The organism is Variovorax paradoxus (assembly GCF_040544635.1).
Lineage (GTDB): Bacteria > Pseudomonadota > Gammaproteobacteria > Burkholderiales > Burkholderiaceae_C > Variovorax > Variovorax paradoxus_R.
Genome location: NZ_JBEPKJ010000006.1, coordinates 37,729 through 62,028, shown reverse-complemented (window position 1 = coordinate 62,028; position 24,300 = coordinate 37,729). Strand labels below are relative to the sequence as shown.

15 protein-coding genes and 1 tRNA gene are annotated in these 24,300 nt (G+C 61.6%); 7 read left to right on the top strand and 9 right to left on the bottom strand.

The features are described from left to right. Nucleotides 1–21: 21 nt before the first annotated feature. Entirely contained in the window at nucleotides 22–951 is a 930-nt protein-coding gene (locus ABIC94_RS11775; RefSeq protein ID WP_354373202.1) for an alpha/beta fold hydrolase, read from the top strand. 12 nt (nucleotides 952–963) lie between these two features. Here ABIC94_RS11775 and ABIC94_RS11770 read toward each other — a convergent pair whose 3' ends face one another. The 5 genes from ABIC94_RS11770 to ABIC94_RS11750 are packed head-to-tail and all read right to left on the bottom strand — an operon-like array spanning nucleotide 964 to nucleotide 4,495. Beyond that, nucleotides 964–1,671, bottom strand: a complete 708-nt coding sequence (locus tag ABIC94_RS11770; protein WP_354373201.1) for an aspartate/glutamate racemase family protein — start codon at nucleotides 1,669–1,671, stop codon at nucleotides 964–966. Between the two features lie 52 nt (nucleotides 1,672–1,723). Further along, a complete protein-coding gene (locus ABIC94_RS11765) occupies nucleotides 1,724–2,080 on the bottom strand; it encodes a hypothetical protein (protein ID WP_354373200.1) in 357 nt (118 codons plus the stop codon). Nucleotides 2,081–2,101: 21 nt separating this feature from the next. Continuing rightward, nucleotides 2,102–2,923, bottom strand: a complete 822-nt coding sequence (locus ABIC94_RS11760) for a MetQ/NlpA family ABC transporter substrate-binding protein (RefSeq protein ID WP_354373199.1) — start codon at nucleotides 2,921–2,923, stop codon at nucleotides 2,102–2,104. A gap of 41 nt (nucleotides 2,924–2,964) precedes the next feature. Next, entirely contained in the window at nucleotides 2,965–3,627 is a 663-nt protein-coding gene (locus ABIC94_RS11755; RefSeq protein ID WP_047783086.1) for a methionine ABC transporter permease, read from the bottom strand. Next, nucleotides 3,620–4,495: a methionine ABC transporter ATP-binding protein gene (locus tag ABIC94_RS11750; RefSeq protein WP_354373198.1), complete on the bottom strand. Its 876-nt coding sequence runs from the start codon at nucleotides 4,493–4,495 to the stop codon at nucleotides 3,620–3,622. The genes ABIC94_RS11755 and ABIC94_RS11750 overlap by 8 nt, the downstream gene beginning before the upstream one ends. 241 nt (nucleotides 4,496–4,736) lie before the next feature. On the opposite strand from ABIC94_RS11750, the gene ABIC94_RS11745 reads away from it, so the two are divergent. The 6 genes from ABIC94_RS11745 (at nucleotide 4,737) to ABIC94_RS11720 (ending at nucleotide 11,383) form a co-directional block, all read left to right on the top strand. Then, nucleotides 4,737–5,558, top strand: coding sequence for a MetQ/NlpA family ABC transporter substrate-binding protein (locus tag ABIC94_RS11745; RefSeq protein WP_354373197.1), 822 nt, complete (start codon nucleotides 4,737–4,739; stop codon nucleotides 5,556–5,558). A 204-nt stretch (nucleotides 5,559–5,762) separates the two neighbouring features. Next, nucleotides 5,763–6,867 (top strand): peptide chain release factor 2 gene (gene prfB, locus ABIC94_RS11740; RefSeq protein ID WP_354373196.1). Its coding sequence is split into 2 segments (ribosomal slippage): nucleotides 5,763–5,843 and nucleotides 5,845–6,867, totalling 1,104 coding nucleotides; the frame shifts between segments, so codons are not numbered across the junction. Between the two features lie 3 nt (nucleotides 6,868–6,870). Next, the gene (locus ABIC94_RS11735; protein ID WP_354373195.1) at nucleotides 6,871–7,560 is read left to right on the top strand and encodes an HAD family hydrolase; all 690 of its coding nucleotides are present in this window, start codon (nucleotides 6,871–6,873) and stop codon (nucleotides 7,558–7,560) included. Further along, nucleotides 7,544–10,240 carry an aminopeptidase N gene (pepN, locus tag ABIC94_RS11730; RefSeq protein ID WP_354373194.1) on the top strand — a complete coding sequence of 899 codons (2,697 nt, stop codon included), beginning with the start codon at nucleotides 7,544–7,546 and terminating at the stop codon, nucleotides 10,238–10,240. Before ABIC94_RS11735 ends, pepN begins: the two co-directional genes overlap by 17 nt. A gap of 22 nt (nucleotides 10,241–10,262) precedes the next feature. After that, entirely contained in the window at nucleotides 10,263–11,282 is a 1,020-nt protein-coding gene (locus ABIC94_RS11725) for a class 1 fructose-bisphosphatase (RefSeq protein WP_354373193.1), read from the top strand. A gap of 25 nt (nucleotides 11,283–11,307) precedes the next feature. Beyond that, a tRNA-Thr gene (locus ABIC94_RS11720) sits at nucleotides 11,308–11,383 on the top strand. A 144-nt stretch (nucleotides 11,384–11,527) separates the two neighbouring features. Here the strand turns inward: ABIC94_RS11720 and mads8 are convergent. Genes mads8 through mads5 form a run of 4 tightly spaced genes read right to left on the bottom strand, consistent with a single transcriptional unit; the run spans nucleotide 11,528 to nucleotide 24,298 of the window. Beyond that, nucleotides 11,528–17,083 carry a methylation-associated defense system ATP-binding protein MAD8 gene (gene mads8, locus ABIC94_RS11715; protein WP_354373192.1) on the bottom strand — a complete coding sequence of 1,852 codons (5,556 nt, stop codon included), beginning with the start codon at nucleotides 17,081–17,083 and terminating at the stop codon, nucleotides 11,528–11,530. Then, nucleotides 17,080–18,750, bottom strand: coding sequence for a methylation-associated defense system protein MAD7 (gene mads7 / locus ABIC94_RS11710; RefSeq protein ID WP_354373191.1), 1,671 nt, complete (start codon nucleotides 18,748–18,750; stop codon nucleotides 17,080–17,082). The genes mads8 and mads7 overlap by 4 nt, the downstream gene beginning before the upstream one ends. Continuing rightward, nucleotides 18,750–22,889: a methylation-associated defense system protein kinase MAD6 gene (gene mads6, locus ABIC94_RS11705; protein WP_354373190.1), complete on the bottom strand. Its 4,140-nt coding sequence runs from the start codon at nucleotides 22,887–22,889 to the stop codon at nucleotides 18,750–18,752. The genes mads7 and mads6 overlap by 1 nt, the downstream gene beginning before the upstream one ends. Beyond that, complete coding sequence (mads5, locus tag ABIC94_RS11700) at nucleotides 22,889–24,298, bottom strand: methylation-associated defense system restriction endonuclease subunit S MAD5 (RefSeq protein ID WP_436317992.1); 1,410 nt, start codon at nucleotides 24,296–24,298, stop codon at nucleotides 22,889–22,891. The genes mads6 and mads5 overlap by 1 nt, the downstream gene beginning before the upstream one ends. Between the last annotated feature and the right edge of the window lie 2 nt (nucleotides 24,299–24,300).

Below are 24,300 nucleotides of genomic sequence, written 5' to 3'. Positions count from 1 at the left end.
GGCTCCGTATCATCGGCGCCCATGTACCAAGCCCTTCGTCCTTCGCGCACCGAATTCGTGCCCGTGCGCAACCTTCGCTACCACGTGCGCGTGTGGGGCGAGCCCTCCGCGGCGCGGCCGCCGTTGGTGCTGCTGCACGGCTGGATGGACGTGGGGGCCTCGTGGCAGTTCGTGGTCGATGCGCTGGCCGAAGAGCGCTTCATCATCGCGCCCGACTGGCGCGGCTTTGGCCTGACCGAGGGCGGCGGCGTCGACAACTACTGGCTGCCCGACTACCTGGCCGACCTCGAATGGCTGCTCGACCACTACGCGGGCGAAGGCGATGCGGCACAACCGGTCGACCTGGTCGGCCACAGCATGGGCGGCAATGTCGCCATGCACTATGCAGGGGCAAGGCCCGGGCGCATTCGCCGCCTGGTCAATTGCGAAGGCTTCGGCATGCCCGCTCGCAAGCCCGAGGAAGCGCCCGCGCGCTACGGGCAATGGATCGACGAACTCAAGCGCCTGCACCGCGGCGAGATGGCGCTTGCCGGCTACTCCGCCGTGGACGGCGTGGCACGGCGGCTCATGAAGACCAACCCGCGCCTCACACCCGACAAGGCGAACTGGCTGGCGGGCCATTGGTCGGCCGCGCAAACCCAGCCCGACGGCAGCGAGCGCTGGCAGATTCTTGGCGACGCCGCCCACAAGATCATCAACGCGAACATCTTCCGGGTCGACGAAACGCTCGCCCTGTATGCGCGGATCTCGGCACCCACGCTGATGGTCGAGGCTGCGGACGACAGCCTGCACGGCTGGTGGAAAAACCGCTACACGCTAGAAGAGTTCCACGAGCGCCTGAAGTCCGTGCCTTCGGTGCGCATCGAGCAGGTCGCCGATGCGGGCCACATGCTGCACCACGACCAGCCGCAGCGCGTGGCCGGGCTGATCGAGCAGTTCCTGGCCGGCTGAGCCAGCAGGGTTTCAGTTGGCAGCGCGGCCCTGCACGGTGCGCTGCAGCGCCGCGCGGGCCAGCAGCCGCGTGGAATCGAGCGTCGGCAGCGGCGAGTTCACGTCGTTCATGATCAGTGGAATTTCGGTGCAGCCGAGCACCACGGCATCGCAGCCGTCTTCGTCCTTCATGCGCTGTATGACGCGGCGGAACGCCGTGATGGCGTCGGGCGTGAAAACACCGCAAACCAACTCGTCCATGATGATGCGGTTGATCTCTTCGCGCTCTTCAGCGGTAGGCCGAACGTATTCGAGCCCCCTGGCCGACAGCTTCTCAGGGTAGACCTCGCTCTCGACCAGCCAGCGCGTGCCGGTGATGGCCAGGCGCTTGAACCCGCGCTGTGCGGCTTCGTCGGCCACGCACTCGGCAATGTGCAGCCACGGCAACGGCGAGCGTTCCGCGATGAAAGGCAGCGCCTGGTGAATGGTGTTGTCGGGGCAGACCAGAAAGCTCGCACCGATCTTCGCGAGCTTGTTCGCCGAAGCGAGCATCACCTCGCCCACGCCGCGCCAGTCACTGCGGTAGATGTGTTGCATGTAGTCGGCAAGCGACGGCGTGTGCATCGAGACTTCAGGATGCGCATGCGGGCCGAGCAGTTGGGCCCCCTCCACGCAGATGGTTTGGTAGCAGAGCGCCGCGCCTTCGGCGGAGCATCCGACGATTCCGATGTGCTGGGTCATCCGCACATGCTACAAGCCTGCGGCCCGGCGTGCGCCAGACCCGGCTTTGCACTCAGTCTTCTTCGTCCGCGTCGTTGCCCGTCAGCATCAGCACTTCTTCGACGAAGGCGTCGAAGTGCGGCAGCGCGGCGGGCAGCGGCCGGGCCGGCGCGGCCTCGCCATCGTCGAAAAAATGCTCCGCGCCGGCCGACATGGCCACCCATTCACCCGCCTCGAACAGCAGGCCCAGGTAGCCGTCTTCGGTGCGCACGTAGAACAGGCTCGCACGCTCGAGCACCCGCTGGCCTGCGGGCGCTTCTTCGCGGCCCCAGGTCACGCCTTGCCCGGACAGGCGCTCGGTGATGCGGCCGTCGCACACATGCGTGTCGCACCAGCGTCCTTCGACATCGAAAACGGCGAGCACGGGCATGGGCGTCCTTTGGTTGAGGCGTTACTGCAGGAAGCTGGGCTTGGCGTAGCCCTGGAACTTGGTGTCGACCACGGCCTTGAACTCCTTGGAGCGGTAGGCCTCGGCGATGTCCTTGGCCCAGGGCGCGTTCTTGTCCGCACTCTTCACGGCCACCACGTTCAGGTAGTAGTCGGGCGTCTTTTCCAGCACCACGGCTTCGTTGAGCTTCAGGCCCGACGAGATCGCGAAGTTGCCGTTGACGATGGCGTATTCGGTGTCGCCCAGCGAGCGCGGCAGCTGCGCGGCTTCGAGCGGAATGAACTTCAGCTTCTTCGGGTTCTCGGCCACGTCTTTTTCAGAAGCGCGCAGCGGATCGATGCCGGGCTTGATGGTGATGAGCTTGTTCTGCTCCAGCAGCACCAGCGCGCGGGCCAGGTTGCTCGGGTCGTTCGGCAGCGTGACGCGGTCGCCTTCCTTCACTTCGGCCAATGTCTTGCGCTTGGTCGAGTACACGCCCAGCGGCGCAATGGGGCCTTGCACCAGTTCGGCGAGGTCCAGCTTCTGGTCGGTGGAGAACTTCTTCAGGTAGACCTGATGCTGAAAGAAGTTGGCGTCGAGCGAACCCTGCGCGAGCGCGAGGTTGGGCTGCACGTAGTCGTTGAACTCGACCAGCTTCACCTTGTAGCCCTTCTTTTCGAGAATGGGCACGATGCCGGCCTTGAGCTGGTCGATGTTGGAGCCGGCGGTGCCGCCGATGACGAGGTTCTTCTTGGCCTCTTGCGCCTGTGCCAGCGAAAGGCCGCCGAACGAGAGGGCGACCAGGGACAGGGCGAGAACGGAGCGGCGCAGCAGTGCGGTTTTCATGGAATGAGCAGGAGAGAAAAAAGAAAGAGGAGAAAGAGAAATCAACGCTTGTCCAGCCTGCGCGCCGTGGTGTTGCCCACGAATTGCAGGATCTGTACCAGCACCACGAGCAGCGCCACAGTGAGCACCATCACGTCGGTCTGGAAGCGGTAGTAGCCGTAGCGGATCGCCAGGTCGCCGATGCCGCCGCCGCCCACCACGCCGGCAATGGCCGAGTAGGAGAGAAAGCTCACCGCCAGCACCGTGAGCGCGAGCACCAAACCGGAGCGCGCCTCCACCACCAGCACGCGCCAGACGATCTGCAGCTCCGAAGCGCCCATGGCGTGCGCCGCCTCGATCACGCCGCGCGGCACTTCGCGCAGGCACTGGTCGACCAGCCGCGCAAAGTACGGAATGGCCGCGAACGACAGCGGCACCGCGGCCGCCAGCGGCCCGATGGAGGTGCCTGCAATCACCCGCGTGAACGGCACCAGCGCCACCAGCAGGATGATGAAAGGAAACGAGCGCACGGTGTTCACGATCCAGTTGAGCACCAGGAACGCCGGCTTGTTCTCGAGCGACTGGCCCGGCCCCAGCAGGAACAGCAGAATGCCCAGCGGCCCGCCGATGAGCACTGCGGCCGAAAGGCCGATGGCCAGCATCAGGAAGGTCTGGCCCGTGGCCACCCACAGCTCGGGGAGGATGGGCGCGATGTTTTCAAACATAGGCCACCTCCTGCGCGCTGCGCTGCACCGGCAAGGGGCGCGGCGTGATGGGTTCGCGCGCCTCGCGCTCGCGGCGACGCACCAGCTCGTCGATTTCGCGGCCCAGCGCCGTCTGGCGCTCTTCGGCCGGCGCATCGACCACGGCGAACTGCTCCACCAGGCGGCCCTTCTCCAGAATGGCCACGTTGCGGCACAGCACCTCGACCACCGAGAGCTCGTGCGTCACGATGACGATGGTCACGCCGATCTTCTGGTTGATGTCGCGCAGCGTTTCGAGCAGCGCGCGCGTGGTTTCGGTGTCGAGCGCCGAGGTGGGCTCGTCGCACAGCAGCACTTGCGGCCGCGGCGCCAGCGCACGCGCAATGGCCACGCGCTGCTTCTGCCCGCCCGAAAGCTGGGCCGGGTAGGTGTCGATCTTTTCGGCCAGGCCCACCAGGGCCAGGCATTCGCGCACGCGGGCGTCGATCTCGGCCTTCGAATGGCGGCCGTGGATCTTCAGCGGAAACGCCACGTTGTCGAACACCGTGGCGTTCTGCAGCAGGTTGAACTGCTGAAAAATCATGCCGATGTTCTGGCGCGTGTCGCGCAGCTCGCGGCGCGAGAGCGTCGTCAGGTCGCGCCCGCCGACGAAGACCTTGCCCGCATCGGGCCGCTCCAGCAGGTTGATGAGGCGCAGCAGGGTCGACTTGCCCGCGCCGCTCTTGCCGATCAGGCCGAACACGTCGCCCTGGTGGATGTCGAGCGAGAGCGACTGCACGGCGTCGAACACCTCGCCATTGGGCAAGGCAAAAGACTTCTGCACCGATTGAAGACGGATGACCGGCGCCGCGTTGGTGTCGCGGGCCGCATCGGGTGATGGGTGGGTCATGGAGAAAGAGGCACGGCCCGCGTGAAAGCAGGTCGCGGAGTTCGCAAAAAGGTGCCGAGTATGAAAACAAAGACCACAAAAGGGAACGAACAAATCGTCTCGTGCTTATGCGAAAAACCACATAAGGCCAGCCACACATCGCCGGCAGAGGCCATATCGATATGCGCATTCGTTCGTTCCCAAACGCGCCTGTCGATGCGACATTCGCGCCTCCCTTTTTTTGTGATCGCACGAGCCATTTATGCAGAACTCTTTTCGCCGCCGCAGCCTTTTCCTCGCCACGCTGGCCGCCGCCCTCTTCTCCGGCAGCGCCGCTTTTGCGCAGCAGGACAACAACAAGAACACCGTCAAGGTCGGCATTTCGGTCGGCAGCGCCGAGCAGGTGTTCGACGTGGTGAAGAAGGTGGCCGCCAAAGACGGCCTGAACATCCAGCTCGTGGTGTTCAACGATTACCAGTTGCCCAACGCGGCGCTGGCCTCGGGCGACCTGGACGCCAACGCCTTCCAGCACCAGCCCTTCCTCGACAACCAGAACAAGGCGCGCGGCTTCGACATCGTGCCCGTGGGCCTCACCATTACCGCGCCGCTGGGCTTCTACTCGCGCAAGATCAAGTCGATCGACCAGCTGCCGGACGGCGCATCGGTCGGCATCCAGAACGACCCGTCGAACGGCAACCGCGCGCTGCTGCTGTTGCAGTCGGCCAATCTCATCACGCTGAAGCCCGAGGCGGTGAAGAACAACACCGCCACGCCGCTCGACGTGGTGAGCAACCCCAAGAAGCTCAAGCTCGTGCCGCTCGACGCCGCGCAGCTGCCGCGCTCGCTCGACGACCTGGCCATTGCCGCCATCAACAACGACTACGCCGAGAAGGCCGGCCTCTCGCTGAACAAAGACGCGGTCATCAAGGAATCGGCCAAAAGCCCCTACGCCAACCTGATTGCCGTTCGCCGCGCCGACAAGGACAAGCCCTGGGCCAAGCGGCTGGTGGCGGCCTACCAGTCGCCGGAGGTGAAGAGCTTTATCGAGACCCAGTTCAAGGGCTCGCTGGTCCCCGCGTTCTGACTTCGCCTTCCTCCCTCCCCTTCCGGGGGAGGGTTGGGGTGGGGGCACGACGGCGCCAAAAGGACAAGCCGCGCCGAATGCAGGGGGCAGCCCCCATCCCAGCCTTCCCCCAGCGGGGGAAGGAGCAATACAGGGGCTCTCCTCGGCGGTTGTTCGGTCCATGAGAAAATGCCCGGTTTCCCCCGAACACAGTCAGGACACCCCATGGACGCAGAACAAATCAACCAAATCGGCGCAATGCTCGCGGACCTGAGCGTTCGTGCGGTCGATTTACGGAGGTATCTTTGACTACGATGCCAAAGCCGAACGTCTGAGGACGGTCAACGCATCGCTCGAAGACCCGAACGTCTGGAACGACCCCAAGAAGGCCCAGGAACTCGGCCGCGAGAAGAAATCGCTCGACGACGTGGTCGTGACGCTCGACCGCCTGACCAGCGGCCTGTCGGACAACGCCGAGCTCTTCGAGATGTCGAAGGAAGAAGGCGACATGGACGGCTTGCAGTCCATTGCCGATGACGCCGCCGCGCTCGAAGCCGACATCAAGCAGCTCGAATTCCGCCGGATGTTCAACAACCCGGCCGATCCGCTCAACGCCTTTGTCGACATCCAGGCCGGCGCCGGCGGCACCGAGGCTTGCGACTGGGCCAGCATGCTGCTGCGCCAGTACCTGAAGTACGCCGAGCGCAAGGGCTTCAAGACGCAGATCGAAGACGAAACGCCCGGCGACACCGCCGGCATCAAGGGCGCGACCATCAAGGTGGAAGGCGACTACGCCTTTGGCCTCTTGCGCACCGAAACCGGCGTGCACCGCCTGGTGCGCAAGTCGCCGTTCGACTCGTCGGGTGGGCGCCACACCAGCTTTGCTTCGATCTTCGTGTACCCGGAAATCGACGATTCGATCGAGATCGACATCAACCCTTCGGACGTGCGCACCGACACCTTCCGCGCATCGGGCGCGGGCGGCCAGCACATCAACAAGACCGACTCGGCCGTGCGCCTGACGCACATCCCCACCGGCATCGTGGTGCAGTGCCAGGATGGCCGCAGCCAGCACAGCAACCGCGACGTGGCGTGGAAGCGCCTGCGCTCGCGCCTGTACGACCACGAGATGCGCAAGCGCCAGGAAGAGCAGCAAAAGCTCGAGGACAGCAAGACCGACGTGGGCTGGGGCCACCAGATTCGCAGCTACGTGCTGGATAACAGCCGCATCAAGGACCTGCGCACCAACGTCGAAGTTTCGGCCACGCAAAAGGTGCTCGACGGCGACCTGGACGTGTTCATCGAAGCCTCGCTGAAGCAAGGCGTGTAATCGATGAGCCTGACCCACGACAAGGTCGAAGCCTTCATCTTCGACATGGACGGCACCATGATCGACTCCATGCCGTGGCATGCGCGCTCGTGGGTGGAGTTTGTGGCCCGCCACGGCCTGAAGCTCGACGTGACCGACATTCTTGCGCGCACTACGGGCCGCACCGGCGCCGAGTGCATGCGCGAGCTGTTCGAGCGCGAGCTGGCCGACGCCGAATGCCAGGCCCTGGTGCACGAAAAAGAAGAAATCTACCGCGCCATGTTCAGCGACAACTTCACCGAAGTTGCCGGCTTTACCGCCTTTGCCAAGGCCGCCGTCGCGCGCGGCCTGAAGGTGGCCGTGGGCACGGCGGGCGACCGGCACAACATCGAGTTTGCGATGTCGCGCCTGAAGATGGACCCGCTGCCGCTGGCCATTGTGGGCGGCGACGAAGGCTTTGCCGGCAAGCCCACGCCCGAGATTTTCCTGGAAGCCGCGCGCCGCATTGGCGTGGCGCCCGAGCGCTGCATCGTGTTTGAAGATGCGCCCTTCGGCATCGAGGCTGCGCGCCGCGGCGGCATGCGTGCCGTGGCCGTGTGCAGCACCCATACCGCCGCCGAACTTGCCGGCCCCCATGTGATTGCCGCCGTTCGCGACTACGACGAACTCGCCCATTCGAATTTTCTGGAGACACTCGATGCTGCTGCAGCGTGACGCCCAAGGGCAACCGATTGCCATTCGCCGCGAAGACTATGCCGCTCCGGCATTCTGGATCGACACCGTCGACCTGACCTTCGACCTCGACCCCGCCAAGACCCGCGTGCTCAACCGCATGCAACTGCGCCGCAACCCCGACGTGCCGGCCCAGCCGCTGCGCCTGGACGGCGACGAGCTGAACCTGGCCCGCGTGCTGGTGAACGGCCAGGGCGCATCGTTCCGCATGGAAGGCGAGCAGCTCGTGATCGACGGCCTGCCCGATGCCTTCGAGCTCGAGATCTTCACCACCTGCTGCCCCATCAAGAACACCAAGTTGATGGGCCTGTTCGTGAGCGAAGACACCTTCTTCACGCAGTGCGAGGCCGAAGGCTTCCGCCGCATTACGTACTTCCTGGACCGTCCGGACGTGATGGCGATGTACACGGTAACGCTGCGCGCCGCCAAGGCCGCCTACCCCGTGCTGCTTTCGAACGGCAACCTGGTCGAGCAAGGCGAGCTGCCCGAAGGCCGCCACTTCGCCAAGTGGGTCGACCCTTTCAAGAAGCCCTGCTACCTGTTCGCCCTGGTGGCCGGCAAGCTGGTGGCGCGCGAGCAGCGCATTACCGCCCGCAACGGCAAGGGGCATTTGCTGCAGGTGTACGTTCGCGCCGGAGACCTCGACAAGACCGAGCATGCGATGAACTCGCTGGTCAACTCCGTGCTGTGGGACGAAGCCCGCTTCGGCCTGCCGCTGGACCTGGACCGCTTCATGATCGTGGCCACCAGCGACTTCAACATGGGCGCCATGGAGAACAAGGGCCTGAACATCTTCAACACGAAGTACGTTCTGGCCAACCAGGCCACCGCCACCGACGCCGACTACAGCAACATCGAAAGCGTGGTCGGCCACGAGTACTTCCACAACTGGAGCGGCGACCGCGTGACCTGCCGCGACTGGTTCCAGCTCTCGCTGAAAGAAGGCCTCACCGTCTTCCGCGACCAGGAGTTCAGCCAGGACCTGTGCGCCGACGCTTCGGCCCGCGCCGTGAAGCGCATCGAAGACGTTCGCGTGCTGCGCACCGCCCAGTTCCCCGAAGACGCGGGCCCCATGGCCCACCCGGTGCGGCCAGACAGCTACATCGAGATCAGCAACTTCTACACCGTCACCATTTATGAAAAGGGTGCCGAGGTGGTCCGCATGATGCAGACGCTGGTCGGCCGCAAGGGCTTCGAGAAGGGCATTACGCTGTACTTCGAACGCCACGACGGCCAGGCCGTGACCTGCGACGATTTTGCGCAAGCCATTGCCGACGCCAACCCCGACTCAGAACTGGCCCGCCTGCTGCCCCAGTTCAAGCGCTGGTACAGCCAGGCCGGCACGCCGCGCCTTGCGGCCCACGGCGTGTACGACGCGCAGAACCGCAGCTACACCCTGAGCGTGGTGCAAAGCTGCCCGCCCACGCCGGGCCAGCCGACCAAGGAACCGTTCGTTATTCCGGTGAACATCGGCCTGCTCGATGCCAGCGGGCGCGAACTGCCGCTGCAGCTCGAAGGCGAGAACGAAGTGAGCCGGGGCACGCGCACCGTGGTGCTTTCGCGTGCCGGCGAGCAAATTACCTTTGTCGGCCTCGACGCCGAGCCCGTGCCTTCCATCTTGCGCGGCTTCAGTGCGCCGGTGATTCTGGACTTCGAATACACCGACGCCCAGCTGCTCACCCTGCTGGCCAACGACCCCGACCCCTTCAACCGCTGGGAAGCCGGCCAGCGCCTGGGCCTGCGCGCCGCGCTGCAAGGCATTGCGGCGCTGGCGACCGACACCACCCCGGTGCTGAACGACGCGTACCTGGACGCCATGCGCAGCGTGCTGCGCAACCCCAAGCTCGACGCCGCCTTCAAGGAACTGGTGCTCACCCTGCCTTCGGAAACCTATATTTCCGAGCAGCTCGACGTGGTCGACCCGCAGCGCGTGCACCTGGTGCGCGAAGCCATGCGCGCCCAGCTGGCCACCGCCCTCTTCCAGGACTGGCAACAGGTCTACGAAGAAAACCACGACACCGGCGCCTACACGCCCGACCCGACCTCGTCGGGCCGCCGCGCGCTCGCCGGCATGGCGCTGAACTTCTTGTGCCTTGCGGCGCGCTCTTCGGGCGACACCGTGTGGCCCGGCAAGACGCTGCAGCGCTTCAAAGACGCCGGCAACATGACCGACCGCTTCAACGCGCTCAACGCGCTGGTGGCCTCGGGCCACACGCTGGCCGCCCAGGCGCTGGCGCGCTTCCATGCCATCTTCAAGGACGAGGCGCTGGTTATCGACAAGTGGTTCTCGCTGCAGGCCGGCGCGCCCGACCGCGGCGGCGACATCTTGCCGCTGGTGAAGCAGCTGATGAAGCACCCGGACTTCTCCATCAAGAACCCCAACCGTGCCCGCAGCGTGATCTTCAGCTATTGCAGCGCCAACCCCGGAGCATTCCACCGCCCCGACGCGGCCGGCTACGTGTTCTGGAGCGACCGCGTCATAGAGCTGGACGCCATCAACCCCCAGGTGGCCGCCCGCCTCGCCCGCGCGCTCGACCGCTGGAGCAAGCTTGCCGAGCCCTACCGCAGCGCCGCCCGCGAAGCCATTGCCCGCGTGGCCGCCAAGCCCGACCTGAGCAAGGACACGCATGAAGTCGTGACCCGCGCCCTGGCCGGTAACTAACAAGCAAGGAACACACAAGCACATGGCTCATCAACAACAGAAGATCTCCCTCACCCGCTACCTCGTCGAACAGCAGCGCGCCGACGGCCTCATTCCCGGCCAGCTGCGCCTGCTGCTCGAAGTGGTGGCCCGCGCCTGCAAGAGCATCAGCCAGGCCGTCAACAAGGGCGCACTGGGTGGAGTGCTCGGCACCGCCGAGAGCGAGAACGTGCAGGGCGAAATCCAGAAGAAGCTGGACATCATCGCCAACGAAGTGCTGATTGAAGCCAACGAATGGGGCGGCCACCTCGCGGCCATGGCCAGCGAAGAGATGGACAGCATCTACGTGGTGCCCAACCGCTACCCGCAGGGCGAATACCTGCTCATGTTCGACCCGCTCGACGGCAGCAGCAACATCGACGTGAACGTGAGCATTGGCACCATCTTCAGCGTGCTGAAGAAGCCCGACGACACCCCCGGCGTGCAGGAAGCCGACTTTCTGCAGCCCGGCACCCAGCAGGTGGCCGCCGGCTACTGCATCTACGGCCCGCAAACCACCCTGGTGCTTACCGTGGGCAACGGCGTTGCCATGTTCACGCTCGACCGCGAGCAAGGCAGCTTTGTGCTCACGCAGGAAGACATCCAGATTCCGGCCGATACCAAGGAATTTGCCGTCAACATGAGCAACATGCGCCACTGGGACGAGCCCATGAAGCGCTACATCGACGAATGCCTGGCCGGCAAGGAAGGCCCGCGCGGCAAGGACTTCAACATGCGCTGGATTGCCAGCATGGTGGCCGACGTGCACCGCATCTTGATGCGCGGCGGCGTGTTCATGTACCCGTGGGACAAGCGCGAGCCCGAAAAGGCCGGCAAGCTGCGCCTGATGTACGAGGCCAACCCCATGAGCTGGCTGGTGGAGCAGGCCGGCGGCGCGGCCACCAACGGCAAGCAGCGCATCCTGGACCTGAAGCCCACCAAACTGCACGAGCGCGTGAGCGTGATGTTGGGTTCGCGTAACGAAGTCGAGCGTTTGACGCAGTACCACGCCGAAAAGGCCTGACGGTATTGCTATAATCCGAGGCTTCGCCGGTGTAGCTCAGTCGGTAGAGCAGCTCATTCGTAATGAGAAGGTCGGGTGTTCGATTCATCTCTCCGGCACCAATTCAAGTAAGCCTGCTACAGAAATGTGAGCAGGCTTACTTTTTTCTTGGCTATGCCGCTACCATCCGGCCGTTTGTATCGGCTTGCATAGTGGGCACCGGGCCAACGTGAGGCGAGCACCAATAGGTTTTGCGAGCTACAAAGCTAACGGAGATCCCCAACCGCGACACGCGTTGCACCCCCATGTTCCGTCACCCGGGGCCTGCACCGAATCCTCATCGCCCCCTTTGAGAACGCGTCATCAGAAGCCTTGCTTGACCAGACAAATGCCTCGCCAGCCTTCAGGGCAGCCATTCGCTCTGGAGTCAGGTTGGCCAGGGCGGCATTCGCCTTCTGAATGTGCTTGAGCCAGGCCGGTGAGTTGAACTTGTGCAAGATCACCTGTGACGAAAGCTCTATGAGCGCAACCGGCACGGACGGTGGGTCTTGGCTCGCAACCATGATGCTGACACCCTTGTGGCGCATCTCGCGAACAACCTCGATCAAACCAGCAACAAGATCGGGGCTCTCGATGTACTTGTGCGCTTCGTCGAAGACGACGAGCTTGTTGAACGCCTGTCCGTCTGCTTTCGCATCTGCAAACAGCTGCAACATCACCACGAAAAGCCCTAGTGCCTCGTCCTTCTCAATAAATTCGTCGCGCACGTCCACGATGATCAGTCGACCAGGACGCACGGCCTCGCGGATCGAAGCACCGTCGGCGATGTAGTCGTTCGCAAAGTCAAGGCGGGTTCTCGCCATTTCCTTGAGGTGGTCGGGTATGGACGAAGCTTCGATGCCGGCCCGCAGGCCTGCCAGTGTTATGTCATCCCGCATCTGCTTCATCAGGCGCATGACCTGACGAATGTAGGTCGCTTGGCTGCCCACTGCGCCCATCAAGAACTTCCAGTGCCCGGCCTTGAGTTCGCTCGCACCGAACTGCAGTGGTTGCACCTGAACCCCCGGATACTCGCCCTGCCGCTCTTCAAGCTTGTCTTTCGGAACCAACAGCAGCACATCTGAAAGCGCAGCCGGGCTAGCACCGTAAACATCACGAAGAAGCCGCAACTGCTCTTCATCGGAGTTCGGAGCCACCATCGACGTGAACTCTGGCTTGTAATCCATCGTCGGGCTGTAATGAAAGATCACCGTCGCCAGCGGATGGGGCAGCACGTTGATGTTCGGAATCGCCAATGACGCCATCTCGGCGATCGTGCCGAGCGTGTAGCTCTTGCCGCCACCTTGAACGCCAAAGAGGCTGATCGTGTGCGTCTGATTGAGATCCAGGGCGATTCGGCGACCATTCGCCTCGCCCAAGATTCCGTACTGCGGCGACGCGCCGGAAGTACCAAGCATGATGTCGAACGGCACCGTCTGCTGACTCGCGTGCGCGGCAATGGTCGCTGGCTGCTGGGCCATCGGCGTAAGCACCGATGGCTGAACCGCTCCCTGATCAACCGAGGGCTGTGGTGACGTAGGAGGCATCGGTGCGGTCGCAAGAATCACGGGGCTGGGAAGAGACGCCGTCTTTGCTGACAACTGCGATTCAGCTGTACGTTCCTTGGCAAGAACGGCAATCTGCGGGTCGGCCGACAATGGCTCCCTAGCGCCTGTGCTCGCCGGCTCATTGTCTAGCCAAGCCATGGTCCGATCTCGCCGGGGGCTGATGAAGGCGGCGGTCTCGTACGTCGGTACAGCGCTTGCCATAGAACGACGTCGAATCAATTCCTGTGTCACTTCGACATGCAGTTCCCGCGCGGATGCGTTCGCCGTGCCCGCAATGGTCTCGGTATCGCGCACGGCCGATTCAACTAGTTGCGCCACTAGGTCAAAACCGATTCGGTGGTACTCGATCCCGTTCTCAACAGTCGATGCCTCAACTCCCCCCTTACTGAAATCAAAGATCAACGCACTGCGTGTGAACTCGAGTCGATAGTCGGATGCGTCGAGAGTACGCAGGAAGTAGCGCGCCTCATCCCCTGCGTCCAGAGCCACAAGGCCATAACGAAGCGCACGGTCAAGATAGAACTCCAGCAGCGCCGAAAGATCCCTGTTTTTTATCGAACGATCCGGTCGATCGATTGCCTGCCGATGAGGGTCGAAGTGGTACCCGATCACATACTCACTTTGTTGGACCTGCTCTGCGATCGAACTCTTCAGCTGCTCGTACACCGACAGGTCGCCAGCGCTTCGATAGCACTTCACCTCAACGAGCCGGCACGTGATGCGACGGTTTGTCGGATCAAGGTCGAAGAGTGCGAGATCCGTCCGCCGGAAGCTGACCTCGTCTCCCAATTCGTCGGCATTCTTCTTCAGCGCCGAATAGAGGTCCAAGTGCGCATCCAGCGGAACGACGATCTGGTTCTCAAAAACGCGCTGATGCTCCAGGAAAAGGCGGCTTAGAGCGAGTCCTAAGGTCTCCGCCCGTTGGTTGGGCGAAGAGAGCAACTTCAGCGCCAAGCGCCCGGAAAGCGAGCGCAACTGCTCAAGCAGAATGACGGCGTGCCGTTCTGTGGCCGGTAGCCCATAGTCTTTCAGGATCGGTGAAAGCAACGCCTCAAGCTCAGTTACTGATCGCGACGTGATGGCCAACCTATGACTCAGCGCGTTCGCCATATCCGGCGAATGATCGATCAGATAGTCGGGGCGCGTCGCATGCCGGCGATGATCGAAGAATTCGATCCCAAGGTTGCGGTCAATGGTCAGTACCCAGTCGCTCACCTCATGAACCTGGTGCAGAAACGCGCGGTCCTCTGCCTTGAGGCTTAGCAGGACAACTGGGCGCGAATTCGGCAGGAACCGGTTGCGCGAGGCCGATGCAGACGCTACTGAGAGTAGTCTCGTCGCCGTGGACAGTAGGTCGGTAAGCTCTTCACAGCCGGGGAGCGCGCGGGCATTGCCGTGCAGCGGCCGACGAGACCAGGTGATGAGCTCATCGAACTCGTTGTAGTCCACCGCGAAGGGCTGAATTAGGCCATGGACGAACGAAGCCGCATCCAGCGCCTGTGCATCTTCGGCGCGTACCTCTTCGGTCGGAAACTGGTCGAATAGGAAAGACAGGTGCGCCGGATGACCCTCAGGGTTCTGCCGGAAGTCCTCGATCGATCGAATCGCCAGCCGCAGCTTTGGGTGAAGGTGACTCTCTGTCGGCGTGGAGAAGGCATCGGCCTCTCGCGCTGTGACGCCCGAGTCAGGCGCCAGCAGTTCGACCAACGCCTCGCCAGTGCCGGGTGCCTCGGAGTCTAGGGCAAAGAGCCGGATGTCGTACCGCAGATCAGCAAACGCCAGGTCGCCTTGCATCACTAGCAGCACATCTGCAATGGCGGTTGCTCTGCCGGCGTTGAAGGCGTTGATGGTCAGCGTGCGAACGTAAGGATGCTGAATCAGATATCGCTGGATGCGCGTGGCGATGTAGTGCGCATCGATTGCGGCGCCGCCAATGGACGGTTCTGGCAGACCGAGTGCGGCGCAAGCCTCCCCAATCAATCCGCGAGGGTCGCGCTCGTCGTTCGAAGCATAGAGCGACCAAAACGGGTTCACGTTGTCTACACTGACGTAGCTTCGTCCCAACTCTTGAGTGAGCACGACAGCCGGTAGACCGGAGGGCGCCAGTTGGCGAAGCAGCGCGTCGCGGGTTGGCACGACGAACTCTTTGTCGCACTTGCGAGCCTGGCTCAACCACAACGCTGCTGTGCTCGCCCATGCGGTGTGCCATAGTGCGCGCAGCGGATGCATCGGCCCCAACAGTATCGCGTCACGTTGCTTGCCTCGGTAGTCGCGGAGCAGCAACGACACTGTGTCCAGGCTTAGCGCTTCCTTCAGTTCATCAAACGCAGAACGAGCGATAGTCTCATCTCCGGATGCAGCCCTTGCCAGGACTGCTTCAAGCCACGCCACATAGCCAGCAGCGTAGTTCTGCGCCAGCTCCTTGAGGCCGATGAGGTCTGCGCCCTGCATCACCAGCTGCTTCTCTCCATCGATCACGGCCGAGAAGAAAGCCGCCCGCGCCCCGCAGAAGCGTTGCGCCTCGTCGGAGTTCGGCCATGGGAAGGACTGATTAGTGCGCGTCACAAGGCCAGACGCGGCAATCTCGAGTCGCATCCGATTGGTGCTGTGTGGATCGCTCAAAAATGCTCGCTCAAGTGCCGCAAGCTCGCTTGACACCAGCACGTTCGCGCGCCCCTCCTTGCCAAGTTTGATCTCGAGCGAATCCGCTCCGGTGATGTATTGGCGCCCGTGCCGCTCAACCCACGAGCATTCGCCCGCCGTGATGGTGTCTGGGTCCCGGTCCTGGAGCACGGCGCCAAACTTGGCGCGAAACAAAGCGTGAATCAGGCTCGGCTCTCGGGGGATTGCCCGCTGCGGTGGGTCTACCTCAATGTCTTCTTCTGTCAGCACATAGAAAAGGCCGCTCTCATTCGGCATTTCCTGGTCGCCCTTAGCCACCCGCGGCAAATGCAGTCCGTTGCCATCCTGAAGAGGAACTCGCTCACCTTCATCGGTCTCTGCAAAGATGCGAATGAGGTGCCAACCTTCCTCCCAGTCCACCTTGTTGATGCTGGAGAAGGTAATGGTTGATGAATCACGGTTCTGCGTCCACGCCGCCTTTCTTCGCCGGAAACCAGTTGGCCCGTTGTCGCGGGAGACAACCTCCGCGACAAACCGGCTCAGGCCTTGAACCTTTGAAGGAACCGGTTCAACGTGGAACGTGACCGAGAATTTCTTCTGCCCGTTCTTTGCGACCGGCAAGACCCGCTGGCCGATCAACTCAGCCAGTTTTGGGTCGGTGTTGTCGTCGGCGACGACGGCCATATCGGGCAGCTCAACATTGCCGATGTAGATCGCGTCGGGGTCGACGCCACCGTCCTCGAAGAGCCAGCGATTGAATGCGAGCGGCCAGTTCTGAGCATCCTGAACGATCCTACGCGTCCATTCGCGCGGGCTAGCCACCGAAGTAGCGGCGAAGTAGTCTCCCAGCCTCTTGCAGAAGGCTGGGTCATCCAAGCCCAGTTCCAATGCGCGCGCACGTTCGGTTCGGGTCGACCACGTGATCGTCCGCATGCATTCGAGATTGCGGTTGAGTCGAGCTGGTGCACGCTCCGGGTCCGCGAGCCATTCGAAGTCAGGCACCAGGCCCAGCTCGAACAATGCGGCGCCGATCGCCGGCGGATCGAACTCGTTAAGCTTGCCCGTCAGCAAGAATCGAGCGGTCGCAGCGGAATCAGCGTACGGCCAACGCTCGCCCTCCAAACTGTTCAGGGCGACTTCAACAGCGGCCCGAACAGCCAATGGCAGTTCGCCATTCAGATCTTGTGTGAGCTTCTGATACACATCGCCGACAGGGACATCTTCGAAGGTCGCAACGCCGAATGAATCCTCCGCAGAGGCGCGAAGGTCGTTCGGCACAAAAACCAGTAGCGGCGGCCGCAGCTCGTCGTTGGGCAGAGGGTTCCGCAACTCAACGAGCTTGGTGCTCGAAACGGCGAAGTCGGGCGCTTGCGCGCGCAAGGCCTCGTCAGCCAAGATCACGATCGTCGCGCCGGTGTTGCGGCTTCGAAGCGCGCCGCACAAACGGAGCATCAAGTCACGATCCAAGTCTGTCACTCGCATGCAATGGCCTGCGGTGCGCTTGGACAGCAACTCGAGCAGGTCTGGCAGCAGCACCGCCTCAAGGGCAGCGTTGAAGTCGTCCTGCGTCAGCTCTCGAAGGCCCTTGGTCATGTGCCGACTCCCGGCTCTTCCGGGCGGATCGCGTACCGCGGCACCACGGTCTGCGTCACGTATGCATCCGACAGGTCGCGATAGAACCCGATCTCTCGCAGCCGTGCAGTAAATGCTTGAAGGTTCAGGCGCAGCGCTTTTCGCTCTTCAATCGAGGGCATCCCAAAGCCTTCCCTCTGGGGGAGCTGGTCGATGTAGAGGCCATACCTTTCGCGCAAGAACTTCAACAGGTCATCAATGCGCATCTCCCCAGTACGGTACCCACCCTCACCAACCTGAAGCACGGCAATCTGCAGCAGTACTTCCAACAGGCGGCTGTCCAGCACAAACCTTCGCGGCGCGTGTCTAGCCCTCGGCTGTGCCATCAATGCACCAGGCTTGTTCTTTTGTAGCATCGCGTCGAAGGTTTGGATGATGTACTTGCGGTGGAACTCTCCTCGTTGCGCGACGATTATTTCGATGTATGTCTCGAAGTCGCTCAGGCCGAGCTTCAGTAGGGCGGCGGTGTCGGCATCCAGCGCGCCCTCGTCGTCTGCGAGCGAATCCCCAAGGTCCTGCAGCCTCGCGTTAAAGTACTTCTCGCGTTCGTCAGCGAAGGCGGGCCCTTGAAGCGCGAACACCTCACTCAACGGCAGCGGCTTGTTGTTCGGTCGAATCAACTTACCGCGCGAGATTAAGAAGTCACCAAACTCGTCCAGCTTTTTCGCCACGAAGTAGGAGCGGATGAATCCTGGAATGCGCCGCACGTAGCCGTCAGCACTCTGCTGGGCTATCTGAGCTGCCGGAGATTCAGCGTTGCCCGTCAAGTCAACGAACAGTTCAAGCTTGTACGGGCAATCCCCTTGAGGCTCCACCGGGCTGCGGGGCCGCATCGGGCATGTAGCCTCAGAACAAAGTGCATCAGCCTTCTGCAAACGCTCCCATGCTGATAGCAGCTTGAGCAAGCGCAGGTGAAAGAGCCCGAGGTGAAACGACAGCAGCAGCTTGAGGTACTCCACCATCACCGCGCGAGGCATGAAGTTGCGGTAGAGCAGAAGTCGCTGCACGTCCTCGGCCATCAGATCAGCCGCGCCGACACACATCGGCGCGAAACGGTCGCCGCCCTCTTTGGTGTTGGCGGTGTCTTTGCGCTGCCCAAGGAAGTGCAGCAGCGTCGCCGTCTCAATGTCGTTCAACGCCTTGCTGTCCAGCTCGCGCGTGACCTTATTGAAGCCCTCAAAGAAGAAACTCTTCAGGTGCTCGATGGCGTGAGCACCGGCGTTGCCTCGCGCGTGGTGCAGCATCTGGTACAGGTGCTGGGCGGCGCCATAGTCGCGCGAGTGCTTGGGGTTGCGGAACCGATACGTGTAGCCGTGCAGCGGCCTGGGCCCGGCAACCACTTGATTGGCGCGCCCGCGATTGACGATGTCCATCAGATGGGTTTCAACCCAGCGCACGACGATGTCCCGATGATCTGAAAACCCGACAAACTTCTCCTTCTCGGCCAAGATTTCGTCAACGAACTGCTCTACCGTCAGTTCGCGCTTGTCGCGAAACACGCTGGGGTAGCCGCCGTGCTCAAGCCGCTCGAACAGACCGGTCAGTACCCGATCCATTTCGATCATCTTGAAGTCCAGGTAGGTGATCTTCGTCAGCCTGAACTCTCGATCTTTCTTTTGAAGCGCCATCAGACCTTCTCCCCTTCGCCTTGGGCCAGCCGCATCTCGATCCGACCGTCGTCATGACGGGCCACCATATAGAAATCATGACCGCTGGTGGTAAGCAAGATTTCTCGGTACGGTTGCGCGTTCAGGCTATTCTTGAAGACGCCGAGGCACAGGTAGAACCCCTGCATCTCTTCAACGCTCGGTCGATAGCCCTCGTTCAGGCGCACCAGCATCTCGTACACATCCAGATTGATCACCAAGTCGCTGTTGATGGCGTTCTTGTCAGCTGGTCGAAAGCGGAGCCTCAGACCAGTTGGCAAGTGCTCTACGAAGCGCGCTTGCTGTGCGAAATCTTCTACCTGCAGCTCAAATCGGTCGGCAGGGAAAAGCCGGTAGCTTCGGACGGTCCCATTTTCGACCTGTCGAACTTGAAGTGCGAGATTGGCACCCAGCCGCTCTGGACGCTGCAGGCCCTCACCGCGATTGATAGCGCTCAGCAGTTTTGTGATCAGGCCTTCAACAGACTCTTCACCCTTCACGATGTCGACCATCTGCTTGGCCGAGCGGTACGGCAGCATCCGCTCCCATGTGCCGTCGCGCCGCTCGAAGAACTGTTTGCGCCGGGTCATCGCAACATAGTCGCGGTGACGCTTCGCCCGAATACGTACCGTGCTGACGCCCGCTCCCCGCGGGAGATCCTCGAAGAGGCCCTGAAGAACTTTGAAGTCGTAGCCCGCGCGCCGATCGAACCGGAACAACATGCGGTCATCGGGCTGAATGAAGTCCAGGCCACGATCGAAGCGCGGATCTTCCTGCTGGCCGACATCGATCTCGGAGAGCAGTGACAACAAGCGGTCTGCGTTTGGCTGCCCACCCCCCATCCAGCTATTGAAGTAGAAGCTCCGCACAATCGCCTCGCGGTCCGCTCGCTCGTACAAGGCGTGGATGTCTCCGCAGTCGCGATTGCCGATCAGCATGAACGAAAGCGCAGAGCGGAGGTCGCGCATCGTGATGTGCAGTCGTCCGCGCAGGTGCGTCATCGTGAAGATCATCTGCATCCGCTGGATGAGGCGGGGCCCAGCGGTTTCGTCCTGAAAACTCCTAGCGTTGTGCAGCGCGTAGCACTTGTCTTTGATATCACACTGATCGCAGGCGGCCCAGTGGCCGGCCAGCGTCATGCGCTTTATCGTGCGCTCCAAGATCGAACCGTCCTGTGAATTGGCGACCACGCTGCGAAGGTTGAGGTTGACGACCGCAACACGGTGATCGGCGTCGCCCGTAGCAAGACCTCGCTGCACAAGCGCGGTGAGTGCGGGAAAGTCCGCCGCGTTCTGCGCCAGGAAATCGACCAATCGCCCTTCGTTGATCGCAATCAACCGCGTCTCAACAGGCTGCCAGGCTTCTGGCACAGACCCCACAAACGGAGACAGAAATTCGCGGAGCACAAGATCGTTGTCCTTGGCACCCTCGTCCTGGCTACCGTCATAGTTGATGAGAAATCGACGCTCTTGCAGCGCAAGCGAACTGCCATTGGGCAGGCTCCGATTGACCAGCCCGCCCTGGTGTTCGACTTGGCGCTCCAGGTGCTGAAGAAAGGCAGTCTTCCCGTCGCCCGCGTTGCCGGTGATCAGAACAAGCCTGAACTCGCCCGCAAGTACCGCCGGGAGCAATTTGCGGTCGAGATCGGTATCGACATAGACCGCTTCGCCCCAAGCATCCATGCCACGCGTGCCGGCGTTGCTCTTTGCACTTTGGCTGTAGAGCGAGAGCAGATGACCGACAAACGCGTTGGTGTTCGGTGCCGACTGAAACAACACCGGCGTGCCGGTAGCCAACGCGGTGGCAACGGCTTCAGCGCTAACAGACTGGGGTGTCGGCCGCCGTGCTTGGTGAACATCATTCAGGGCCGTACGCATCTCCAGCGCGGAGTGCCAACGATCGCTGCGCTTAGGCGCGATCGCGCGCATCACGACGGTCACAAACTCAGGCGACAGGTCTGCAAAGCCCGACAGCTCTCGTGGGTCCGGCGCCGACGTCGTCGGTGGCTCAGAAGTGTCCCATGGATACTGACCAGTGAGTGCCTCGTAGAGCGTCAGGCCCAGCGCATACACATCGCGGTCAGCACGCTCTCCGTTGTGGGCAATGATCTCGGGGTCGAAATCAGGTGGCAGGTATCGCCTGGAGCCGCCTCCGCGCGTTTCGCGATCGTCCGATCGAACCGAGACGTTGAAGTCGATGATCTTTGCGCCCTTCTGGGTCCAGAGCAAATTGCGCGGCTTAATGTCGCAGTGGTGAAAGCCCTGCTGATGGAGGTGGACCAGGCCTTCGACTACCTGCTTTCCCAACTCCAGCGCATCCTCCGGGGCTAGCAGGCGCTGCTGGATCATGTCGCCGACATCTGCTCCTTCTATGTACTCGAACACCATGAAGGGAACCTGAGTGCCCTTCGGGCCGGGTAACACGTCAGCATCCAGCACGCGGACCACGTTGGGGTGATCCGGAATCTGTACGAGGTGGCGGTATTCCTTTTTCAGCCGCTCCAGCGTGGAATGACGGTCGCTGACCACCAGCTTCAATGCTCGTGCTACGTCACCCAGCGTGTCTATCACCTTGTAGACAACGCCGAAGGTGCCTTGCCCGAGCTTCTTCTCGATGATGAACTTGTGCGTGAGTGCATGTCCTTGAGGCAAATTACGATAGTCCAGCTCGGGCCCGTCGGTTTCGCCTGGCGCCAGCGCATCCCCCCCGGCTGAGTTCTCTGGTCTGGCTGGCGTCGGCGCCAGCAAATCCGAAAGTGACAACAGAGCTTGCTCGGCGGTGGGCCGCTTATCTGCGGCAAACGCACACAGGCTTTGCAACCAAGCATCCACGGCCTTCGTCAGCCCGGACTCCAATACGGAAGGTGCTGTCGGGAAGACGCCATCCGCATCCCAGGCCGTTTGCGGGCTACCGTTGAACGGCTTCTCCCCTGTGAACAGCTCATAGAGAATCAGCCCCGCCGAAAAAATGTCAGAGGCCGCAACGGCGGCGCTAGGCTCGCGATAGGCCTCTGGGGCGACATACGCAATCTCGACGAGGTCAATGATGTCGGCGGCGATCGTCGTCGTACGGTCGCGCATCGGCTTGGCGAAGTCAAAATCGGTCAACCGCGTCGTGCCGTCTTGCCCAACGATGAGCGCACTCGGTGTAAGGTTTCGGTGAATGACGCCCTTGCAATGCGCATGGTTCAAGGCGGAAAACAGGTCCTTGGCCACACGCCACTTCTGATCGATGGTCAGCGCCATTTGCGGGCGCGCCATGTGCACAGTTAGCGCCTGCCCCGGGGCATCATCGAGAATCAAGATGTAGGCTTGATCATCCTCTGCTTCGAAGAAATCTCTCGCCGAAACGATGTTCGGATGCAGCGGCAGTTCGGCCAGCGCACGGTAGGCATTCTGGATACGGTTTGCCTCCGCCACGCGCTGCGGTTCAGGCTGGTACGGGTCGGCCTTGTAGACGCGAACCCGCGCGGTGCCGCCAGCGAAGGTGTTTTGAGCGCGGGACTCGGTGTAGTAGTCGGTGGCGCCCAATCGTTCGATGACCTGCCAGTGGCCGTAAACGGGTCGGCCGCTTGTCGGTTTTGCCTTCACATTCAGCGCATGGCGAATCAGCGAGTGGAAAGCGCTGATGCTCTTATTGCGCCCAGCTGGTATGCCGGTCGTGTCCTTGAAGAACCGTTCGGCGTCCTTCAGCTTGACGACGCTCCTCGAGTCGATGTCGGCAGGGTCAACGAGGTGCGCATCCGGAGCAGTGAGCAGCACGACGGCGGCAACGTAGATGCCATCCAGCTCCGGCCGGCCGGGATGGGAGGACGTGATCAGCCCTTTGACGATCTTCGAGTGGCTGCGAAGCTTGGCGAGCGGAGACGGATACGGCTGACGTCCTTCCGGGTACCACCGGGCGCCGTGAACGTCGATCAGCCCTCGCGTTCCTTTTACGTCAACCAGATAAACCGCCTGAGGGGCTAGAAGCGCGATGTCGACTTCGAAGCGCTCGCCTTGTCGATCAATCTCGAAATTGTGGAGGAGAACATAGCTATCAGGAAGATGGTCGCGCAGATGGGCGATGGCTAGTCTCTCTGCGTCGTTTACCGGTTGACCAATCGGGATGACCTTCGCCATCATTTTGCTCCGGCAATCGTATCCTCAACTTCTCGTCGAGCTTCCAATTCAAGGCCTAGTGCTTCGTCGCGCGCCCCTACTGCTTCGAGAACACGCCTAGAGATCGACTGCGCACGCTCGTCGTCAAGTCTTGGCATAAGCACGGTCCTTATTCCTGCCTCGTCAAAGTGCGGTATTGATCCGCCATAGGTCAAGCAGGCAATTTGGTTATAGGCAATCCGAGAATTGAGAAATCCAAACAGCACTGCTGCTCGACTGAGATCTTTAACCACCAAACGGACGAGCATATGGGTGGTGGTCTTGCCTGCAAGGAATTTTCCCACCCATACAGGCTTTCCTGTAAGGCCTCCTTCTTGGCCAAATGCTTGCACCAAGACCATGCCCTCACTTAGTTGCACTTGCCTAAACAACTTAGTTATCTTAGATAAATATCCCTTCGGCTCCGGCTCGTTCCAATACAAACTGTATCCAGTGAAGTACAGCTCCGCAGACTCCGGACCAGGCACGTGAATGCGCTTAAAAATACCAGGCAGGAATACGCTATCGCACCACTCGCCGATAGAAATGCTGTCCCCCGAACTAAGCGTCTTGCGAATTTTTACGACCAACGGATTATGAAACTCTGCATCGAGGCGGCCTTGAACTTCACTCGACAAGACAGTAGACGTTGTCCCCAGACGTGGTCCGATTGAAGATAGGTCCGGATGAATCGAGTCGAATTCAGTAGAGACTTGATTCAAAAGAATCTGCGCCTTGTCACGTAGTTTCGCAGCGCGTGAGATTTTCTCATCAATGCGCTTCTCGATCGAATCCTCAAGGCGAGGTATTTCTATTGCTGAGACATGCTCTGGCTCGATATGTTGAATTATTGCGCCGTACGTTCCGGCTACTACCAGCGGTACGCCATATTTGCTCGAAAGAAAAGCGTATAGATATCCTGGCCGGACCCGCGACCTATCAGGAACAATCTTCAGCACGTCTTGCGACGACCACATTCCCTGCATACTCGGACGGACATAAGTCATCCGCCCAATAGTTCCTGAACAGGATATAAGCGTTGTTCCCGCATTTAGTCGGAGATACGCAAGTCGCGACGATTCGGCATCTTTCCTTCGTAATAGCGGGAGATCCGACAGGTCGGCGCGAAGCATTGATCCGCTACTAATGAAGGGCACGCCATAGTCAGCTGACTGAACATAGTTTCTGCGAAACATTGGGCCGTTATAGATTCCCCCACTATGCCCAGTCGTAAGGTCAATCAAATGCTCCTTCTTTAGAGACGCCTCCCGCAGGGTGGCGCGCGCCTCTAGCGCTCCGGACATGTAGGGGTTGCAGTCGAGGCGTCGGCCCCCCTCTTGCAACCAGGAGGACCTGACTATTCGGGCACTCGGAAAGGCAACAAATGTCATGC

Bases quoted from the DNA above. Each gene is read 5' to 3' on its own strand.
- ABIC94_RS11750 (WP_354373198.1), bottom strand. From the start codon at position 4,495: ATGACCCACCCATCACCCGATGCGGCCCGCGACACCAACGCGGCGCCG.
- ABIC94_RS11725 (WP_354373193.1), top strand. From the start codon at position 10,263: ATGGCTCATCAACAACAGAAGATCTCCCTCACCCGCTACCTCGTCGAA.
- ABIC94_RS11760 (WP_354373199.1), bottom strand. From the start codon at position 2,923: ATGAAAACCGCACTGCTGCGCCGCTCCGTTCTCGCCCTGTCCCTGGTC.
- mads7 (WP_354373191.1), bottom strand. From the start codon at position 18,750: ATGGCGCTTCAAAAGAAAGATCGAGAGTTCAGGCTGACGAAGATCACC.
- mads6 (WP_354373190.1), bottom strand. From the start codon at position 22,889: ATGGCGAAGGTCATCCCGATTGGTCAACCGGTAAACGACGCAGAGAGA.
- ABIC94_RS11755 (WP_047783086.1), bottom strand. From the start codon at position 3,627: ATGTTTGAAAACATCGCGCCCATCCTCCCCGAGCTGTGGGTGGCCACG.
- ABIC94_RS11770 (WP_354373201.1), bottom strand. From the start codon at position 1,671: ATGACCCAGCACATCGGAATCGTCGGATGCTCCGCCGAAGGCGCGGCG.
- mads8 (WP_354373192.1), bottom strand. From the start codon at position 17,083: ATGACCAAGGGCCTTCGAGAGCTGACGCAGGACGACTTCAACGCTGCC.
- pepN (WP_354373194.1), top strand. From the start codon at position 7,544: ATGCTGCTGCAGCGTGACGCCCAAGGGCAACCGATTGCCATTCGCCGC.
- ABIC94_RS11735 (WP_354373195.1), top strand. From the start codon at position 6,871: ATGAGCCTGACCCACGACAAGGTCGAAGCCTTCATCTTCGACATGGAC.
- ABIC94_RS11775 (WP_354373202.1), top strand. From the start codon at position 22: ATGTACCAAGCCCTTCGTCCTTCGCGCACCGAATTCGTGCCCGTGCGC.
- ABIC94_RS11765 (WP_354373200.1), bottom strand. From the start codon at position 2,080: ATGCCCGTGCTCGCCGTTTTCGATGTCGAAGGACGCTGGTGCGACACG.
- ABIC94_RS11745 (WP_354373197.1), top strand. From the start codon at position 4,737: ATGCAGAACTCTTTTCGCCGCCGCAGCCTTTTCCTCGCCACGCTGGCC.
- mads5 (WP_436317992.1), bottom strand. From the start codon at position 24,298: ATGACATTTGTTGCCTTTCCGAGTGCCCGAATAGTCAGGTCCTCCTGG.